A 16,014-nucleotide genomic window follows, 5' to 3' on the forward strand; every position below is an offset into this window, starting at 1 on the left:
ATTCCTTTCCTTATTTAAGTTGTTATTGTTTTATGTATATTGATTCACATTGTCACCTTAACTTATTGGCAGACGAAGAGGGTGGCATTGATGCCATAGTCAGTGAAGCAGAGAGTCAAGGTATTGATCATATTCTGTGCATTGCCATAGACAAAAAAAGCTCCCTTGATGTTAAACATATTGCTGAAAATTTCTCTAATGTCAGTGCTAGTGTAGGCATTCACCCAAATGTTGAGGCTGATGAGCAATATAGCGTCGATGCTTTAATTGCTGAAGCCAATCACCCCAAAGTGATTGCCATTGGCGAGACGGGTTTAGATTACTTTAGAAGTGAAGGTGAGCTGGAATGGCAGCGCGATCGATTCAGAGTTCATATCGAAGCGGCGAAACAAACCCAAAAACCGTTAATCATTCATACACGTGAAGCGCGTGAAGATACGATGACGATTCTCGAAAATGAAAATGCCCGTGATGCCGGTGGCATCATCCATTGTTTCACTGAAAATTGGGAAACGGCTCAACGCGCTTTAGATATTGGTTTCTATATCTCTTTGTCGGGCATTGTAACGTTTAAAAGTGCAAAGGACCTGCAAGAAGTTGCCAAAAAATTACCTTTAGACAGAATTTTAATTGAAACAGATGCACCATATCTGGCACCTGTTCCTCATCGTGGCAAAACTAATAAACCTGTTTTTGTAAAACATGTCGCTGAGTTTCTCGCCGAACTGAGAGGTGATAGTGTTGAGAACATTGCGCAAGTAACAAGTCGTAATTTTAAGCAGCTTTTCCCTTCAGCAATAGCCTCTGTTTAGGTGGGGGATGATGGAGTCGTCTTTAGGTAACTGTCGATAACCGCCAGTATTCCATTTATATCGTGCTGCAACTGTGTGAAAGTCTGTCTGATAGTCTCGTTATTCTCATGCTCAGCTGCACTTTCAATGATCACGCAATCTTCGACAACTCTGGGAGCGCCGATAGCGGATGCACTTCCTTTCAATTTATGAGCAAGGCCTTTAACAGCTTGATAGTCATCTTTTTCTATAGCGAGCGAAATATCGCTTAGAGTTTGCGTGTTACTTTGCTGGAACATGACTAACATTTTTTGCAGAAGTGCTTCATCCCCTAGTAGTCGTTTCAGACTTCCATCACGATCCCATACTGTGTTAAACCGCTCTCTCTCCATTGTCATCCCTTTTATTTTGAGCTTGTTTAGATGATTTATTATGGTTAAAACAGATATCCTTTGATGATATTAATATACCATCTTAGGTTATTTAGCGTAGCCCGCATTACGATGCATTATTAACGGCGCTGCAAAAGTACTATATTGGATGAACTTGGCTGACATCTTAATTTATCACGGTATCTGATGCTGTCTGCAAGATTAAGTCGAGCATGACAGGTGAAGCACCTAGATGCCGAGTCAGTGTAATGTTGATGTCCGGATAAAGTGACTTCTGAGCAGAGATTATTTCAGGAATGTCTTTAGTCACATGAGTACCAGAATTCAGAAAATAGGGCACTACGATAATTTCTTTTGCACCGGATTTTATACAGCGCTCTATACCAGTTGGAATTAAGGTCTCCGCTAACTCAAGAAAGGCAGATTCTACGATATCAAAATCATGCTCTTCACATGTTCTGATTTGCTTAGCAATATTTGTCACTTCATCATTTGATTGATGCCTGCGGCTGCCGTGAGCAATGATTAGTAATGCTTTCATTTTATTTCCTGATATTTAATTCGAACATATTATCAATAAGCGGGTTAAAAATTTCTGTGAAGAAATTAATTCGTTACTTAGAAGTCCTAGTACTCATGTTGTTCGTACAGAGAGGGTGTGATGAAACACTATATCAAGACATTATTATTGCTAGTTTTATATTCTGCAGTTGTTGTAGCTGAAGACGAGCCTGATAAACAATGCTTGCAGATTTCGAGTTTAACTGGAGATTATTTTGCACAACGTTTAGAGGGCAAAACCATGGGGGAGATGCAACAAGCGACACCTCCAGAGTTTATGCATACAGAGTTTTTCAAAGTGATTGATTTGGCGATAAACCTCGCATTTACGTTTCCTGAGTCACAAACAGAAGAGCAGGTAGAACAAGCGGTTTATGATAATTGCTTACAACATAAAGATCATTAATAGTGCATTTCACTTGAACGATGCTTATGGCAGCGGGTGACAAGATTTCTGCCTAAGCGGAACTGACTACCTTCGTCACCACAGCTCATGCAGGATTTTGCAGAGCGCATTTGTGCCTGTTTAATAATCTCACTAATATCTTTGGTGCCATTAATCACGTCACAAATGATTCTTCCCTGATGTTCTTCAATAAAAACGATTCTCGGTAAGAACATACGTTGACGATGTTTTTTATTGATAGCTTGTGCTTCATCTTCAATAGCCGCACACATGGTGAAGACAAGATCGAACCAGCCTGAGGGTATATTGATTTCATGCTGGCGACCCAGCGTGATTGGACAGCGCAATTTTAAGCGGGCTATTTGGGCTTTTTTCATAGCGTGGGTATCACAGTTATGTTACTTATCATCTCATCACTTAGACATACGCATCATGAAAAAAGATTCTGTCATTTTATAATTCAATAGCCAGAATACTGCCCGTGCATTACGTAGACACGGGCAGTTTATTTTTTAACCTATCCGACGATATTTGATACGTTCTGGTTGATGATCTTTACCAAAACGTTTTGCGTAGTCTTCCGCATATTCACTGTAGTTACCTTCAAAGAAGACGACAGATGAATCACCTTCATAGGCAATGATATGGGTGCAGATGCGATCCAGGAACCAGCGATCATGCGATATCACCACCGCAGAGCCAGGGAAGGCCAGAATGGCTTCTTCAAGTGCCCGTAAGGTTTCCACATCAAGATCGTTGGTCGGTTCGTCGAGTAATAACACATTGCCACCAGACTTGAGCAGTTTTGCCATATGCAATCGGTTACGTTCACCGCCCGATAAGTCTTTAACAAATTTTTGCTGATCAGAGCCCTTAAAGTTAAAACGGCCACAATAAGCACGTGATGGAGTTTGATAATTGCCGACAGTGATAATGTCAGCACCATCAGAAATTTCTTCAAATACTGTTTTTTTACCATCCAGCTCACGTGACTGATTCACATAAGCCAACTCAACAGTGCTGCCGATTTCTATCTCTCCAGAATCAGGCTGTTCTTCACCTGAAATCATACGGAATAAGGTCGACTTACCCGCACCATTAGGGCCGATAATACCGACGATAGCACCTGCAGGAATGGATAAGCTCAGGTCTTCAAATAACAATTTCTCGCCATACGACTTCGTGACATTTTTCAGTTCGATAACTTTATCGCCGAGACGTGGACCAGGTGGAATATAGATTTCCTGTGTTTCATTACGTTTTTGGAATTCACGCGAATTCATTTCTTCAAATGATTTCAAACGGGCTTTAGATTTAGTCTGACGACCTTTAGCACCTTGTTTGACCCACTCCAGCTCCGCTTTAATCGCTTTTTGATGGGAAGCTTCTTCTTTTGCTTCTTGCTGCAAACGCTGATCTTTCTGTTCAAGCCAGGAAGAATAGTTACCCTCGTAAGGAATGCCACGACCACGATCCAGTTCCAGAATCCAGCCAGCCGCATTATCAAGGAAGTAGCGATCATGGGTGATAGCAACAACAGTACCTGGATATTCTTGTAAGAAGCGTTCAATCCAGGCAATAGATTCTGCATCTAAATGGTTGGTAGGCTCATCAAGCAGGAGCATATCAGGATGATCGAGTAATAAACGGCACAATGCCACTCGGCGACGTTCACCGCCAGATAAGACTGACACAGGCGTCTCCCATGCTGGAAGACGTAAGGCATCAGCGGCACGCTCTAGAGCATTTTCAAGATTATGACCGTCTTTTGCCTGAATCAGATTTTCAAGTTCTGCTTGTTTTTTGGCTAGCGCATCAAAGTCAGCATCTGGATCGGCATAAGCAGCATAAATAGCATCAAGTTCATCCAGTGCGCCTTTGACGTCAGAGACCGCTTCTTCAACGACCTCACGAACAGTTTTACTATCATCAAGCTCTGGTTCTTGAGGTAAGTAGCCGATATTCAGTTCCGGCATTGGTCGTGCTTCACCAATATAGTCTTGATCGATGCCAGCCATAATCCGGAGTAAACTTGATTTACCCGAGCCATTAAGACCAAGCACCCCAATTTTTGCACCAGGGAAAAAGGATAAAGAAATATCTTTCAGTATTTCTCGTTTTGGCGGAACAATTTTGCCCACCCGATTCATACTATATACGTACTGAGCCATGGTTAACTTTCCAAGAATTTGACGTGATAAGAAGCCGAAAATTCTACCTATTTCGGCCTTAAATTGCGAGAGGTGACTCCATTAGAAACGTTGATAAATCGACTCATATAGCGACTTTTCAAATTTCATTACTGGCCAACGAGACTGTTTTTCATCGGCAGGATGAAAATTGGTGACAATCTGTACAAACAATAAATCATGATTACTCTTTGTACGAATCTTTCCTGCCAGATTGTACGTGCCATACAGTGTGCCGGTTTTTGCTTGTATCTGACCTTTTAATGGTGGTTTATTAACACTGCTGCGAAACGCCAGCGTACCACTTTCACCGGATACAGGAAGGTCATTTATTAAGCCTAATTCGGGATGTTTGAAAATATACGACACGACTTGTATCAATTGTTCTACGGACAGTCTGTTATTTCTGGATAAACCTGAACCATCGACTAACATCGCATGACTTAAATCGATATTCGCTTGTTGTTTGAGGATATGTTGTAACGCTGAGATGCCATTTTCATAGCTGCCTGCCTGTTTATAAAACACATGACCTATGGTTTTTAAGATATTGTCAGCAATAAGATTATCGGAATGTTTAAGCATATCCCTGACCAGAGTGTCTAACGGCGCTGATTGATGTTCGGTAATCACGTTTCCGGTTTTATTGTCATCCCTGACTATCTTCCCTTTAAACTGAATACCGGCTTTTTTTAATGCATCTTCAATATTAGCTTTTGCATAAGCGGTGGTGTTTTGCAGGGCGAATTTTAATTTAACCGGCAGGGAAGACTCATGGATACAGCCACCAATCTGATAGTGATTTTTATTGTCAGCTAATAACTTCATCTGACAATAGTCATCGCTGGTCGGTTTGGTTTTGATGATTTGTAATGTGGAGGTATCGATATGAATCGGTTTTTTTGCTGACAATAAAACCGAGGGTTTGCTGGCACCTGGTTTGATGTATAAATTGCCAGTAGCACAGTTTTTATCCATAGAAATACTGCTTGAGGGGGCGCTGTAACAAACACCCAGATTGTCCCAGGGCAATCCGATAGCACGCTCATAATCATCAAATATCGATCCATTGATATAAATATTGCCTTTGATAACGGATTGGCTGGAGCGAAGTGATTGAAATAAGGCATCTAAATCATCAGAACTGAAGTCAGGATCGCCACTAAACCGAACAATCACATCATCCTTATGACGTTCAAGACGTGTAACAAAACGAAAGTCATCTTTAAGGTACAGTTTTGCTGCTAATGCGGTCACTAATTTCTGCAAACTGGCGGGAGGCTGTAATTGATCAGCGCGTTGAGCTACCAGTGTTTTCCCTGTCTTCATATCAATTAGCTGAAAGGCAACATCGGTCGCTTTAGGTGTGTTTTTATTGGCTAAGCCATCAACCGTTAGCGTCGCTGCAGACAGGCTAAAGCTGCTGAACAACACAAGCAAGGCAGGTAATGTGACTAGACGTTTGAGCATGCAGATATCCTGATAGAGTGAATGACGCATTGTGAGCGCTGTCGGTGCAGATATTCAAGTGGGGAAGGGAATAAATAGTTTAGTATTTGAATCGATAACCAATCCCTTGCACGGTAATAATAAAACGGGGCTGCATAGGATCATCATTCAGTTTTTGGCGAAGATGACCCACCAGAATTCGCAGATAATGCGTTTCACTGACAAAGTGCTCTCCCCAAATAATTTTAAGTAATTGCTGATGCGTAAGAATCCGTCCCGGCGTTACTGTGAGCTGATACAACAGTTCAAACTCCTTACGAGACAAATGGATAGCTTCATTGTCTAACCAGACTTCATGGCTTTGAGTATCAATTGTTAAATTATCAAACTGTATTCTGGCTTGAGTGCTGGGTTGATTATCATTAATCCGAATCAGTGCGCGAACCCTTGCCATTAATTCACTGATACCAAAAGGTTTGGTAACGTAATCATTGGCACCCGCATCAAGTGCCCTGACTTTTTCATCTTCGCTGGCTCTGACTGATAAAACGATGATAGGGATTTGAGAACGCTTTCTCAGTTCTTTGATGACTTGTTGACCATCTCTGTCTGGCAAACCTAAGTCGAGAATGATGAGGTCAACAGGCTGCTTGCTTGCTAACTCAAGTCCTTCTGAAGCATTTGTTGCTATAACAACTGTGTGTGATTGTGCTTCCAGACTGATTCTGAGGAACTGTCTGATCTGGGCTTCATCTTCAATGATAAGAATAGTTTTGGCTGCGATGTTCATTATTCCGGGCCATAGACGACAGGATGTTTGGGCAGGGTGACATGCATGATTGTGCCACCAGATGGATTATCTAACACGTTAATATTACCGCCATGTGCGGCAATCATCCCTTTCGATATAGCCAAACCCAATCCTGTGCCTGTTTTGGTTTGGGAATCACCATGGGCTACGCTGTAAAACATATCAAAGATTTTTTCTTTTTCTTGATCGGCAATACCCGGACCGTTATCAGAAATATCGATTTCAATGCAGCTTGTTGTTAGTCTGGCTGCTAAATGGATTTGTCCCCCGATCGGCGTTACTCTCGCCGCATTATCGAGAATATTCACTAGTGCTTGTTCAATGAGCAGACCATGTACCCAGATGATTGGCATATTGTCCTGGATATCGATTTCAATATGTCGCTTATCCAATTCATCACGAAGCCGATATAAAGCACCTGCGGTGATGTCTTTAATATCGACCCAGTCACGTTTTAATGTGACTTTGCCCTGGCCAAATCGTGTCATATCTAATAAGTTCTGAATATGTCGATCCAGTCGTTGTGACTCATCAAGAATGGTGGTCAGCAGTTGCCGTTGATCCTGTTGAGACAGTTTTTCTTGATATTCAAGTAAGCTTGAAGCTGAGCCAATGATGGAGGAAAGCGGAGTCCTAAGGTCATGCGAAACGGAAGACAATAGTGCAGAGCGTAATTGTTCTGTTTCAGATATCAGCCGGGTTTTTTCTAAATCTTCAGCCAGTAAAGTTCGCTCTAAGGCCAATGCCGCCAGATTGGAAAAGGTATGGAGGGCAGCAGATTGCGATTCAGATAATTGTTTGGTCACATAGATAAGTGCCAGTGTTTTATCGGCCGATCTTAAACTGAAAAACTGACCTTTTATCTGCTGCAAATACGTATTCTCATGCCGCCAGATGCTCTCGAGTATTGCATCATCGGGTACTGATAATGTCGATGGGGTGCAGATGAACTGTTGTTGATGTCTGTTAATAAAACAAAAAGGTGTGGATGTTGTTTGAACAATGGCATGTTTCAACCTGCTCATCACCTCCTGACTTGTGGCGGCAGATGTCATTTTCTGACTAAAAGAAAAAAAACGATGCTGACGATCAAACGCCTGCTTTGAATCTGTAATTGCCAGACGCATTTTCGAGGCCAAATTTCCGGTAATCAAACTGACAGAGATAAATAAAAGTAAGGTCGCAAAATCATGGCGGTGAGTGATATCAAGCGTAAAAAATGGTTCGGTAAAAAAGAAGTTGAACACGGTAAAACTCAGTGCACTGGCAAAGATGGCCGGCCCCAATGCTGTTTTGGCAGAAATAAATACAATGCCAGCCATAAACAGCAGTAATAAGCTGGTATGAGGTAACCAAGGCGTCAACAACTCGGTGATAAGACTAATACCGATAACAGTTAATGTAGCAAGCCAATATCCTGTCAGCAGAGAAGTCGTTTTAGTTATATTGAACACGTTATCTATCGATTGTTTAGGTGATTTTTATATTATTTTTACAATGTGATTAATACTGCAAGGCATAATGCAGTTCAGAAGCGCTTAAGTAATGTTTATTTTTCATTGCTGTCGTTTCTTTTCACAGTTAGTCATACAAATTGAGGATAGTTAATCTATGCATTGGCGAGCCATTCTAAGACTATTTGGTATCTTATTGATGTTTTATAGTCTGAACTTCGTGCCATCCATCATAGTATCGCTCTATTATCAGGATGGCGAACTGAATGTCTTCTTGCTATCCATGTTATCTGTCATCGTTATCGGACTGGTATTGTGGCAGCTGAACCGAAATCAGCGACAAGAGCTTTCGGTTAGAGATGGTTTTCTTGTGGTGACGTTGTTTTGGATTTTATTAGGATTGGTCGGTGCCTTACCGTTTCTTTTTGGTTTGCATCTGGATTTGACCGATGCCGTATTTGAATCAATATCCGGCTTTACCACAACCGGGGCAACGGTTATTACTGGCCTGGATCAATTACCGCAGTCAATTTTGTATCACAGACAGCAAATACAATGGCTTGGTGGTATGGGGATTATCGTACTTGCGGTAGCGATTATGCCGTTACTCGGTGTCGGTGGCATGCAGCTTTATCGAGCTGAAACATCTGGGGTTGCAAAGGATGAAAAGCTCACCCCCAGAATTGCTGAAACAGCACGTTCTTTATGGATTATTTACCTGATTCTGACAAGCCTGTGTGGTGTTGCTTATTACTTAGCTGGCATGACTGTTTTTGATGCGGTTGGCCATGCTTTCACTACTGTAGCAACCGGTGGTTTCTCAACCCATGATGACAGCCTTGGTTTTTATAACAGCCCACTTATTGAACTGATCGCGATTGTTTTTATGCTGGCAGGTGGCGTTAACTTTGCTGTGCATTTCATTGTTTTCAGAAAGAAACTGCTTTCTCCTTATGCTAAAGATCCTGAAGTCAGAACCTATGGTTTAGTGTTTTTATTTGCCAGCTTATTTGTTGCAGCAAGTCTTTACCTGTCAAATGCTTATGGCTCTGTTACAGAGTCTCTGCGTTATGCGGCTTTCCAGGTTGCCTCGGTACTGACCAGTACCGGATTTGGTACCGCTACCTTTGCCAGCTGGCCATTGCATATTCCGTTGATCATGGTGATTTTGTCATTTACTGGTGGCTGTGCCGGTTCGACAGCGGGGGGCGTAAAAGTGATGCGGGTAATGTTATTAGCCAAGCTGGGCTTAAGACAGTTATTTCATCTGGCCCACCCCCGCGCCGTTGTCGTTGTGAAACAAGGTGAAAGAGCCGTCTCAGAAGAAGTGTTGTATTCAGTCTGGGGCTTTTATGTGTTGTATATCGTCACATCGCTATTCCTGACCGTCGCGATGATGGCGGCAGGATTAGACTTGGAAAGTGCATTTGGGGCCGTGGTCGCCACCATTAATCTATTGGGACCAGGGCTGGGCGAGGTGGCCGTTAACTTTGTCAGTGTGAATGACGTGGTGAAGTGGCTTGGGGTCTTCGGAATGTTAGCAGGTCGATTGGAAATCTTTACCTTGCTGATTTTATTTATTCCCGCTTATTGGCGTCATTAAAAGCAGAGGAAAAACGATGAAAATTATTATTTTGGGTGCGGGCCAGGTTGGTAGCTCAACGGCTGAGAGTCTGGTTAATGAAGGTAATGATGTCACTGTCGTTGATACTGACAGTTACTTACTCGAACGTATTCAGGATCGCCTGGACATCCGTGCGGTTAATGGACATGCCTCATCTCCGGAAACATTAGTAACAGCAGGCATTGAAGATGCCGACATGTTAATCGCCGTCACGCAGAATGACGAAATTAATATGGTCGCTTGTCAGGTGGCCAGTGCTTTATTTAAAACCCCCAAAAAACTGGCACGAATTCGTGCTTCTGATTATGTTGAATATCCTGCCTTATTTTCACCTGAAGCATTCGCTATTGACGTCATTATCAGTCCGGAACAATTAGTTACCGCTTATCTTCAACGCTTAATTGATCAACCTGAAGTATTACAGGTAGTGGAATTTTTTGATGGCAAGGCGCAACTCGTTGCGGTAGAAGTCAGTGATGAAAGCCCGATGGCGGGCCAGCCCATCAGCAAGTTACTTGATATTTTGCCGGATATAAAAATGCGAGTTGCTGCTATTTTCAGAAATAACGAAGTTATTCAAGCTACAGGCAAAGTGGCACTACAGCCCGGTGATGAGATTTTCTTTTTAGCACTGACTCATCATATTTCTAAACTGGTTAAAGTATTTCGTCATGCATACAAAACCTATGAACGTATCCTGATCGCCGGTGGCGGTAATATCGGTCGTCAACTTGCCAAACGAATTGAATCTAATCACAAAATAAAAATTGTTGAGTCTGACGCCAAGCGTGCACGTTTTATCGCTGAGGATTTGAAAAAGACGGTTGTTTTGCACGGTGATGCGGGCGATGCCAACTTATTAAAAGAAGAGAATATCAGCAAGATAGATGTATTTTGTGCCGTCACAAATGATGATGAAGTAAATATTCTTTCTGCCATGCTTGCCAAACGCATGGGAGCGCGGAAAGTCATTTCGATCATCGGCAAGGCGAGTCATGTCGAGCTTGTCAGCGGCACCAGTATTGATTTGGCTATTTCGCCGGCACAAATCACAATTGGTAGTCTGCTAACACATATTCGTAAAGGTGATGTGGTGACAGTGCACTCACTTAGACAGGGGGCCGCTGAAGCTATAGAGGTCATCGCTCATGGTGATTTTAATACATCAAAAGTGGTTGGCCGGCATATCGAGCAAATCAAACTGCCACCCAGTGCTTCTGTGGCAGCAATTTTGCGTGAAGGTGAAGTATTGTTCTCAGATAAGTCATTAGTGATTGCACCAGATGATCACTTGATCATCTTTATATCAAACCAGCGCGATATCATGGCCGTTGAGAAGTTATTCCAGGTCGATTTTAATTACTTAATGTAGTCAGCCTGAATTTGTGCCAACTGTTTCACGTATTCTACGATCAAAGGAAAAATTCCTAGGTCTGTTATTCTTTTTTTAACGGTAGAATTTTAATGTATTACAGTTGAGAGATAGCGCGGCGGTTAGCAGTTGCAATGTAAGGTTTATATTATGATGATTTACCGTCTTCTTAAAACGCAGTCGTTTTATGACAGCGCAATAAAATCACTGACTATCGAATTATTTTCAATAGCTTAAATCAAAATTTAAAAATTTCGATTTGAAATGCGTATGCATTATGCATATTTTTGCTTTTACGATTATTTGCAATTAATAAATAAATCTGTTTTTAATAGGTCCGAGTTCCAAGTCTCGATAAATAAGTTTCATCAATCATTAACCTTATAAAGAAGAGGAAAAGGATGTCATTAAGCTCAGAGTCAGGTTCCTATATCTCAGCTAGAATCAGTGAATATAAAATGCCTCCCCTGAAAGATATGCTTGTTATGGGCAAAGATGCACCAATAGGTTGTATTGCAATGAAACGGGCTTTGGATCTGCTGGTAAAAACTCCTTACGAACATATCGAAGTGGATGATGATGTCATCGGTGATATCTTGATTCGTCAGTCCTTATTAAGGAGAATCAGTAAAGAGCAATTAATGGATTTTGTTCTGACTCATACAAAATCACTGCTAGGTTCAGACGAAGTACTACATATCGAACTTAGTATTGATGTGCATTTATCAAGAATAAAATGAATACGCTATTTGCAAGGGATTGTTTACAAACGGATTCGATTCAGTACGTACTGGATGAAGAGCGACCAAGAAAGATTGATAAGAATACGATCTTCGCCGTTTTTAGTGAATCTCCTCATAGCGGCAAGTTTTGTGGCCTGGTGACACTTCAGGAAGTATCAAAACATCCTGACTGGATATTCGCTGATTTGTGTAACAGATCATCTAATATTTTTGTCACGCCTGAAACACCAATAGAACAAAGTCTGGCCATGTTAGATATCAATGGTCAGGATTTATTACCGGTTATTGAAGATGATCGTTTTACTGGCGTTATCACTCGTTCAGGAATATTTGAACGAATCGTCAATAGAAAACAGCATCTCCTCAAAGAATCTCATACTTCACTTGAACAGATTGAAGAAGAGCATGAACAGTTGCTTTCATGGTCAAACCGTCTGGAAGAACTTCATCATCGTTCTCGTGACTTATTAGCTTGTCTAGCGACAATTTCTGCTGAGCCAGAAGTGAAATTCCAAGGTATCAAAGCGCTAGCAAAAATTGTTCAATGCCATTCTGCATCAGTTCAGCTTATAGATAACAATTATTCAATTACTGACACAACAGGTATTGGTTTTACTGCTGAACAGTTATCCATATTTCATCAATGCTTGTCACTACACAAAAATATCCTGCCAAATAAACCGCAACTACTGAATGAATTATGTGCCGAATGCCAAGAAGGGCAGCATAATCTCTCTTCAGTTTTACTTGTGCCTATTAGACGTGACGCTCATACCTTTGGTTATATTCTGCTAAGCGAAAAGCTATCAGGTCAGCAATTTGATAAAAATGATGAATTATTTGCCTTAAGTTTTGCTCATACTTTGTCTCTAGCACTGGATAACGCACAAAAACTTGAGCAAGTTGAAAAGGCAAGACACGATTTAGATTATTTAGCTTATTTTGATGCGTTAACTGGCTTACCCAATCGATCATTATTAACAGATAGGCTTCAGCAAGCTGTCAAGCTCGCTGCTCAGAAAAAACTCTCTCAAGCACTGTTATTTATTGATTTAGATGACTTTAAAAGAGTCAACGACTCACTAGGACACTTGGTAGGTGATGAGCTTTTATCAGCAGTGGCTAAACGATTACCTGAAAGTTTGAGTAAAAATGACACTCTAACACGCTTTGCCGGTGATGAGTTTGTCGTGCTGATGACCTACATTAACGAGCCTGTTGATGCAGCGAATATTGCAGAAAATATTATCAGCAGTTTTCACGCGCCTTTCATTATCGGTGAGCACGAAGTATATGTATCTATCAGTATCGGTATCGCCTTTTTTAATGATGGTATAGAGAGTGTTGATCAGGCCTTATCAGATGCGGATAACGCACTTCGTCATGCTAAAGCACTCGGTAAAAACCAATATCATTTCTTTAGCGATGATATGAATAGCTCTGTACAAAATCATTTTGAGTTAGAAAACCGTCTTCGTCGTGCCATTGTTGATAATGAACTAGAACTCTATTACCAACCAAAAATAGACATTGTCACTGGTGATACGGTGGGATTTGAAGCATTGCTTCGCTGGCATAGTGTTGAACATGGAGATATTTCTCCGTCAATATTTATTCCTATTGCTGAGAAAAGCGGTCTGATCGTCTCTATAGGTGAGTGGGTGATTGATAAAGCCTGCGAACAAGCCAAACAGTGGTTGGATTCAGGCTTTCCTGCACACATCTCAGTGAATTTATCTGCCAGACAGTTTTTACATACAGGGAAACCAAATAAACTTTTTGAACTTATCGAAGCCTCTCTAGACCGTTATCAGTTACCGGCTGAATACCTTGAAGTCGAAATTACAGAAAACCTGATGATGCACCATCTAAATGAGAGTTTCGCCATATTAGAAAAACTTAAAAATATTGGTGTAAAAATATTCATTGATGATTTCGGTACCGGTTACTCATCACTCAGTTACATCAAAAAATTTCCTATCCATGCGTTAAAAATTGATAAATCGTTTATTGATGATCTCGTGAACGATGACAATGATGCTGCCATCGTCACCGCGATCATTGCGATGGCAAAACAACTCAAATTAGAAGTCGTTGTAGAAGGCGTCGAAACCGAAGAGCAACTTGCCTTCTTTAAAGATAATGACTATGAAGTGGTGCTGCAAGGCTATTATTTCTGTGCCCCTTTGCCTGCAAATGAAATTCGTTATATTTATGAATAAAGTGGCTGGCTGATACGCTTACACCCGCTTCATAATCTTTTATACATCACCGCTTAATTCAACGTAACATGTTGCTTATTGTGCAACAGACGACGGGAGATCTCATGATTGTCACATTTAAAACTAAACCGTATGCCGATATCACCATGTTTGGCGATGTTGCCATTCATTTACTGAAACTTATGGGGCATAGCGGTACGGTTCCAGGGGCTATTGTCGCTGACGATGTATCAGATTATCTACAGCGTTTAGAACATGCCGTCACCGAAGCCAAAGCGAGGGATGGGCAAGACGATGATAGTGATGATGAAGAGAACTCTCATATACCCATTACAAAACGCGCTTTGCCGTTGATTGAGCTTCTACAAGCAGCAGTTAATGCCAACGCTGATGTGATGTGGGAATGAGTGTAAGCGTTAAACACGCTTTTTTGCGCAAGCACAACATTCAAATGCCATCAAAAAGACCTGATTGTATGTAATTAAAAAAATAACAATCCATACAATAACTTATTTTGTATGTTTTTATTGCATACAAAGATAGTGAAGCATAGCATCTACTCCAAATTGTACGGCAAATGGCAGTGGAGTAGATGATGTCTATGTGGTCACCAAGAATTGATACAAATGCCCGGGTTAAATACATCGGTATCGTGGATGCTATTGAAGCGGATATAAAAAACCGCTTATTGAAACCCGGTGATCGTTTGCCTGCACAGAGACTAATCGCTGATGCACTCTCTGTCGATTTGACGACGGTCACAAGAGCGATTAATGAGGCCGCCAGAAGAGGTCTGGTTGAAACACAGAGGGGAAATGGCTGCTTTATCGCTCAAACCACGTTCTCTCATTACAACTCATCTCAGCTTATTGAAGGCAAACCGCTGGATTTAAGCATGAACAACCCGCCCATTCCGAGCGGACTGAATCTTGAGAAAAAAATTTCCGAAGCTATCAGCGAGCTTAGTCAATCCGGTATTTCTGCATCACATCACCTTTGCTATCAGGAAACAGCCGGTCATCCGGATGATCGTGAAGCAGGTCAGCAATGGCTATCATCGAAACTTACAGGTTTAAATAGCGATCAACTCTTGATTTCAAGTGGTGCTCACAGCGCTTTGTTTTGTTTGTTGAGTTATCTCAAACGTAAAGGCGCCAAAACCATAGCTGCTCCAGAGTTTTCCTATCCCGGATTGAGAGCGATGGCCGAGCAGTTACAACTGGACGTTGTCGGTATCAGTATGGATGAGCAGGGAATCATTCCAGAACAGCTACAACTACAATGTGCGAAACAAACAATCGATGTTTTGTATGTCATCCCCAATATTGATAATCCCACAACAGCGACCTTGTCTGTACAGCGTAGAGAGTCGTTAATTTTCTTAGCAAATCAATATGATCTGACCATTATTGAAGATGATCCCTATTACCAGTTTATCGATGAAAAACTGCCGTCACTCTACAACATGGCAAGTGATCGCACCTGGCATATCGCCACAATCTCAAAATGTCTCAGCCCATCTTTACGTGTTGCTTATGTCGCCTCACCCAATATTAATGATGCATTGGGGCTGACGGAAGAAATGCGAATCAGTCATTTAATGGCACCACCATTGATGACGGCCGTTGTTTCACACTGGATCAGGCATCACAAAATTGATGAGATCACTCAGGCGATTAAGACTGAAAATATCAGAAGACAGTCATTAGCTCAGTCAATTTTTCAGCAAAGTGATATTGCCTCTCATCCCGCCTCACCGCATCTTTGGTTGAGAATGCCACATGGATACAAAGCATTAGATTTTGCCGAACAAGCAAGCAGGATAGGGGTTTCTATTGTGCCTTCAACGGCATTTGTCATGTTCCGAAGTCGTAGTCAGGCCGTTCGAATATCACTCGGGGCCAGCAGTGACTATGAGTCATTAAATCAAGGGTTAACGCTGTTGTCGGATTTATACCGGCCAGGATTAATTCGTTCAAAAACCATCGTATAACTAAAAA

The 16,014-nt window shown here is 41.5% G+C and carries 15 protein-coding genes; 8 read left to right on the forward strand and 7 right to left on the reverse strand.

The annotated features are described in order from the left end of the window. The first annotated feature begins 32 nt into the window (after window positions 1-32). On the forward strand, window positions 33-812 hold the full coding sequence (locus B2248_RS07260; protein ID WP_273180337.1) for a TatD family hydrolase: 780 nt from the start codon (window positions 33-35) through the stop codon (window positions 810-812). On the opposite strand, the gene B2248_RS07265 is transcribed toward B2248_RS07260, so the two are convergent. Beyond that, window positions 809-1,183: an Hpt domain-containing protein gene (locus B2248_RS07265; RefSeq protein WP_007145132.1), complete on the reverse strand. Its 375-nt coding sequence runs from the start codon at window positions 1,181-1,183 to the stop codon at window positions 809-811. The genes B2248_RS07260 and B2248_RS07265 overlap by 4 nt on opposite strands. A gap of 166 nt (window positions 1,184-1,349) precedes the next feature. Beyond that, window positions 1,350-1,724, reverse strand: coding sequence for a sirohydrochlorin chelatase (locus B2248_RS07270; protein ID WP_007145131.1), 375 nt, complete (start codon window positions 1,722-1,724; stop codon window positions 1,350-1,352). 120 nt (window positions 1,725-1,844) lie between these two features. On the opposite strand from B2248_RS07270, the gene B2248_RS07275 reads away from it, so the two are divergent. Beyond that, on the forward strand, window positions 1,845-2,150 hold the full coding sequence (locus B2248_RS07275; RefSeq protein ID WP_273180339.1) for a hypothetical protein: 306 nt from the start codon (window positions 1,845-1,847) through the stop codon (window positions 2,148-2,150). Here B2248_RS07275 and B2248_RS07280 read toward each other — a convergent pair. The 5 genes from B2248_RS07280 to B2248_RS07300 form a co-directional block, all read right to left on the reverse strand. Then, window positions 2,147-2,527, reverse strand: a complete 381-nt coding sequence (locus B2248_RS07280; RefSeq protein ID WP_273180341.1) for a hypothetical protein — start codon at window positions 2,525-2,527, stop codon at window positions 2,147-2,149. The genes B2248_RS07275 and B2248_RS07280 overlap by 4 nt on opposite strands. A gap of 135 nt (window positions 2,528-2,662) precedes the next feature. Next, window positions 2,663-4,321: an energy-dependent translational throttle protein EttA gene (gene ettA, locus B2248_RS07285; RefSeq protein ID WP_273180343.1), complete on the reverse strand. Its 1,659-nt coding sequence runs from the start codon at window positions 4,319-4,321 to the stop codon at window positions 2,663-2,665. Between the two features lie 81 nt (window positions 4,322-4,402). Continuing rightward, on the reverse strand, window positions 4,403-5,809 hold the full coding sequence (dacB, locus tag B2248_RS07290) for a D-alanyl-D-alanine carboxypeptidase/D-alanyl-D-alanine endopeptidase (protein WP_273180345.1): 1,407 nt from the start codon (window positions 5,807-5,809) through the stop codon (window positions 4,403-4,405). A 79-nt stretch (window positions 5,810-5,888) separates the two neighbouring features. Further along, window positions 5,889-6,578, reverse strand: coding sequence for a response regulator (locus tag B2248_RS07295; RefSeq protein WP_273180346.1), 690 nt, complete (start codon window positions 6,576-6,578; stop codon window positions 5,889-5,891). Then, a complete protein-coding gene (locus tag B2248_RS07300) occupies window positions 6,578-8,053 on the reverse strand; it encodes a sensor histidine kinase (RefSeq protein WP_273180347.1) in 1,476 nt (491 codons plus the stop codon). The genes B2248_RS07295 and B2248_RS07300 overlap by 1 nt, the downstream gene beginning before the upstream one ends. A gap of 157 nt (window positions 8,054-8,210) precedes the next feature. On the opposite strand from B2248_RS07300, the gene B2248_RS07305 reads away from it, so the two are divergent. The 6 genes from B2248_RS07305 (at window position 8,211) to B2248_RS07330 (ending at window position 16,007) form a co-directional block, all read left to right on the forward strand. Next, entirely contained in the window at window positions 8,211-9,656 is a 1,446-nt protein-coding gene (locus B2248_RS07305) for a TrkH family potassium uptake protein (RefSeq protein ID WP_273180348.1), read from the forward strand. 16 nt (window positions 9,657-9,672) lie between these two features. After that, window positions 9,673-11,049 (forward strand): Trk system potassium transporter TrkA, encoded by a 1,377-nt coding sequence (gene trkA / locus B2248_RS07310; RefSeq protein ID WP_273180349.1) that lies wholly within the window; start codon window positions 9,673-9,675, stop codon window positions 11,047-11,049. Window positions 11,050-11,450: 401 nt separating this feature from the next. Further along, on the forward strand, window positions 11,451-11,789 hold the full coding sequence (locus B2248_RS07315) for a hypothetical protein (protein WP_273180350.1): 339 nt from the start codon (window positions 11,451-11,453) through the stop codon (window positions 11,787-11,789). Next, complete coding sequence (locus tag B2248_RS07320) at window positions 11,786-14,014, forward strand: EAL domain-containing protein (RefSeq protein WP_273180351.1); 2,229 nt, start codon at window positions 11,786-11,788, stop codon at window positions 14,012-14,014. Before B2248_RS07315 ends, B2248_RS07320 begins: the two co-directional genes overlap by 4 nt. Before the next feature lie 104 nt (window positions 14,015-14,118). Next, window positions 14,119-14,421: a DUF1840 domain-containing protein gene (locus B2248_RS07325; RefSeq protein WP_273180352.1), complete on the forward strand. Its 303-nt coding sequence runs from the start codon at window positions 14,119-14,121 to the stop codon at window positions 14,419-14,421. A 194-nt stretch (window positions 14,422-14,615) separates the two neighbouring features. Then, window positions 14,616-16,007: a PLP-dependent aminotransferase family protein gene (locus B2248_RS07330; protein WP_286722618.1), complete on the forward strand. Its 1,392-nt coding sequence runs from the start codon at window positions 14,616-14,618 to the stop codon at window positions 16,005-16,007. Window positions 16,008-16,014 lie beyond the last annotated feature (7 nt).

Source organism: Methylophaga sp. UBA2012, from assembly GCF_002335235.1.
Classification (GTDB): Bacteria; Pseudomonadota; Gammaproteobacteria; order Nitrosococcales; family Methylophagaceae; genus Methylophaga; species Methylophaga thalassica.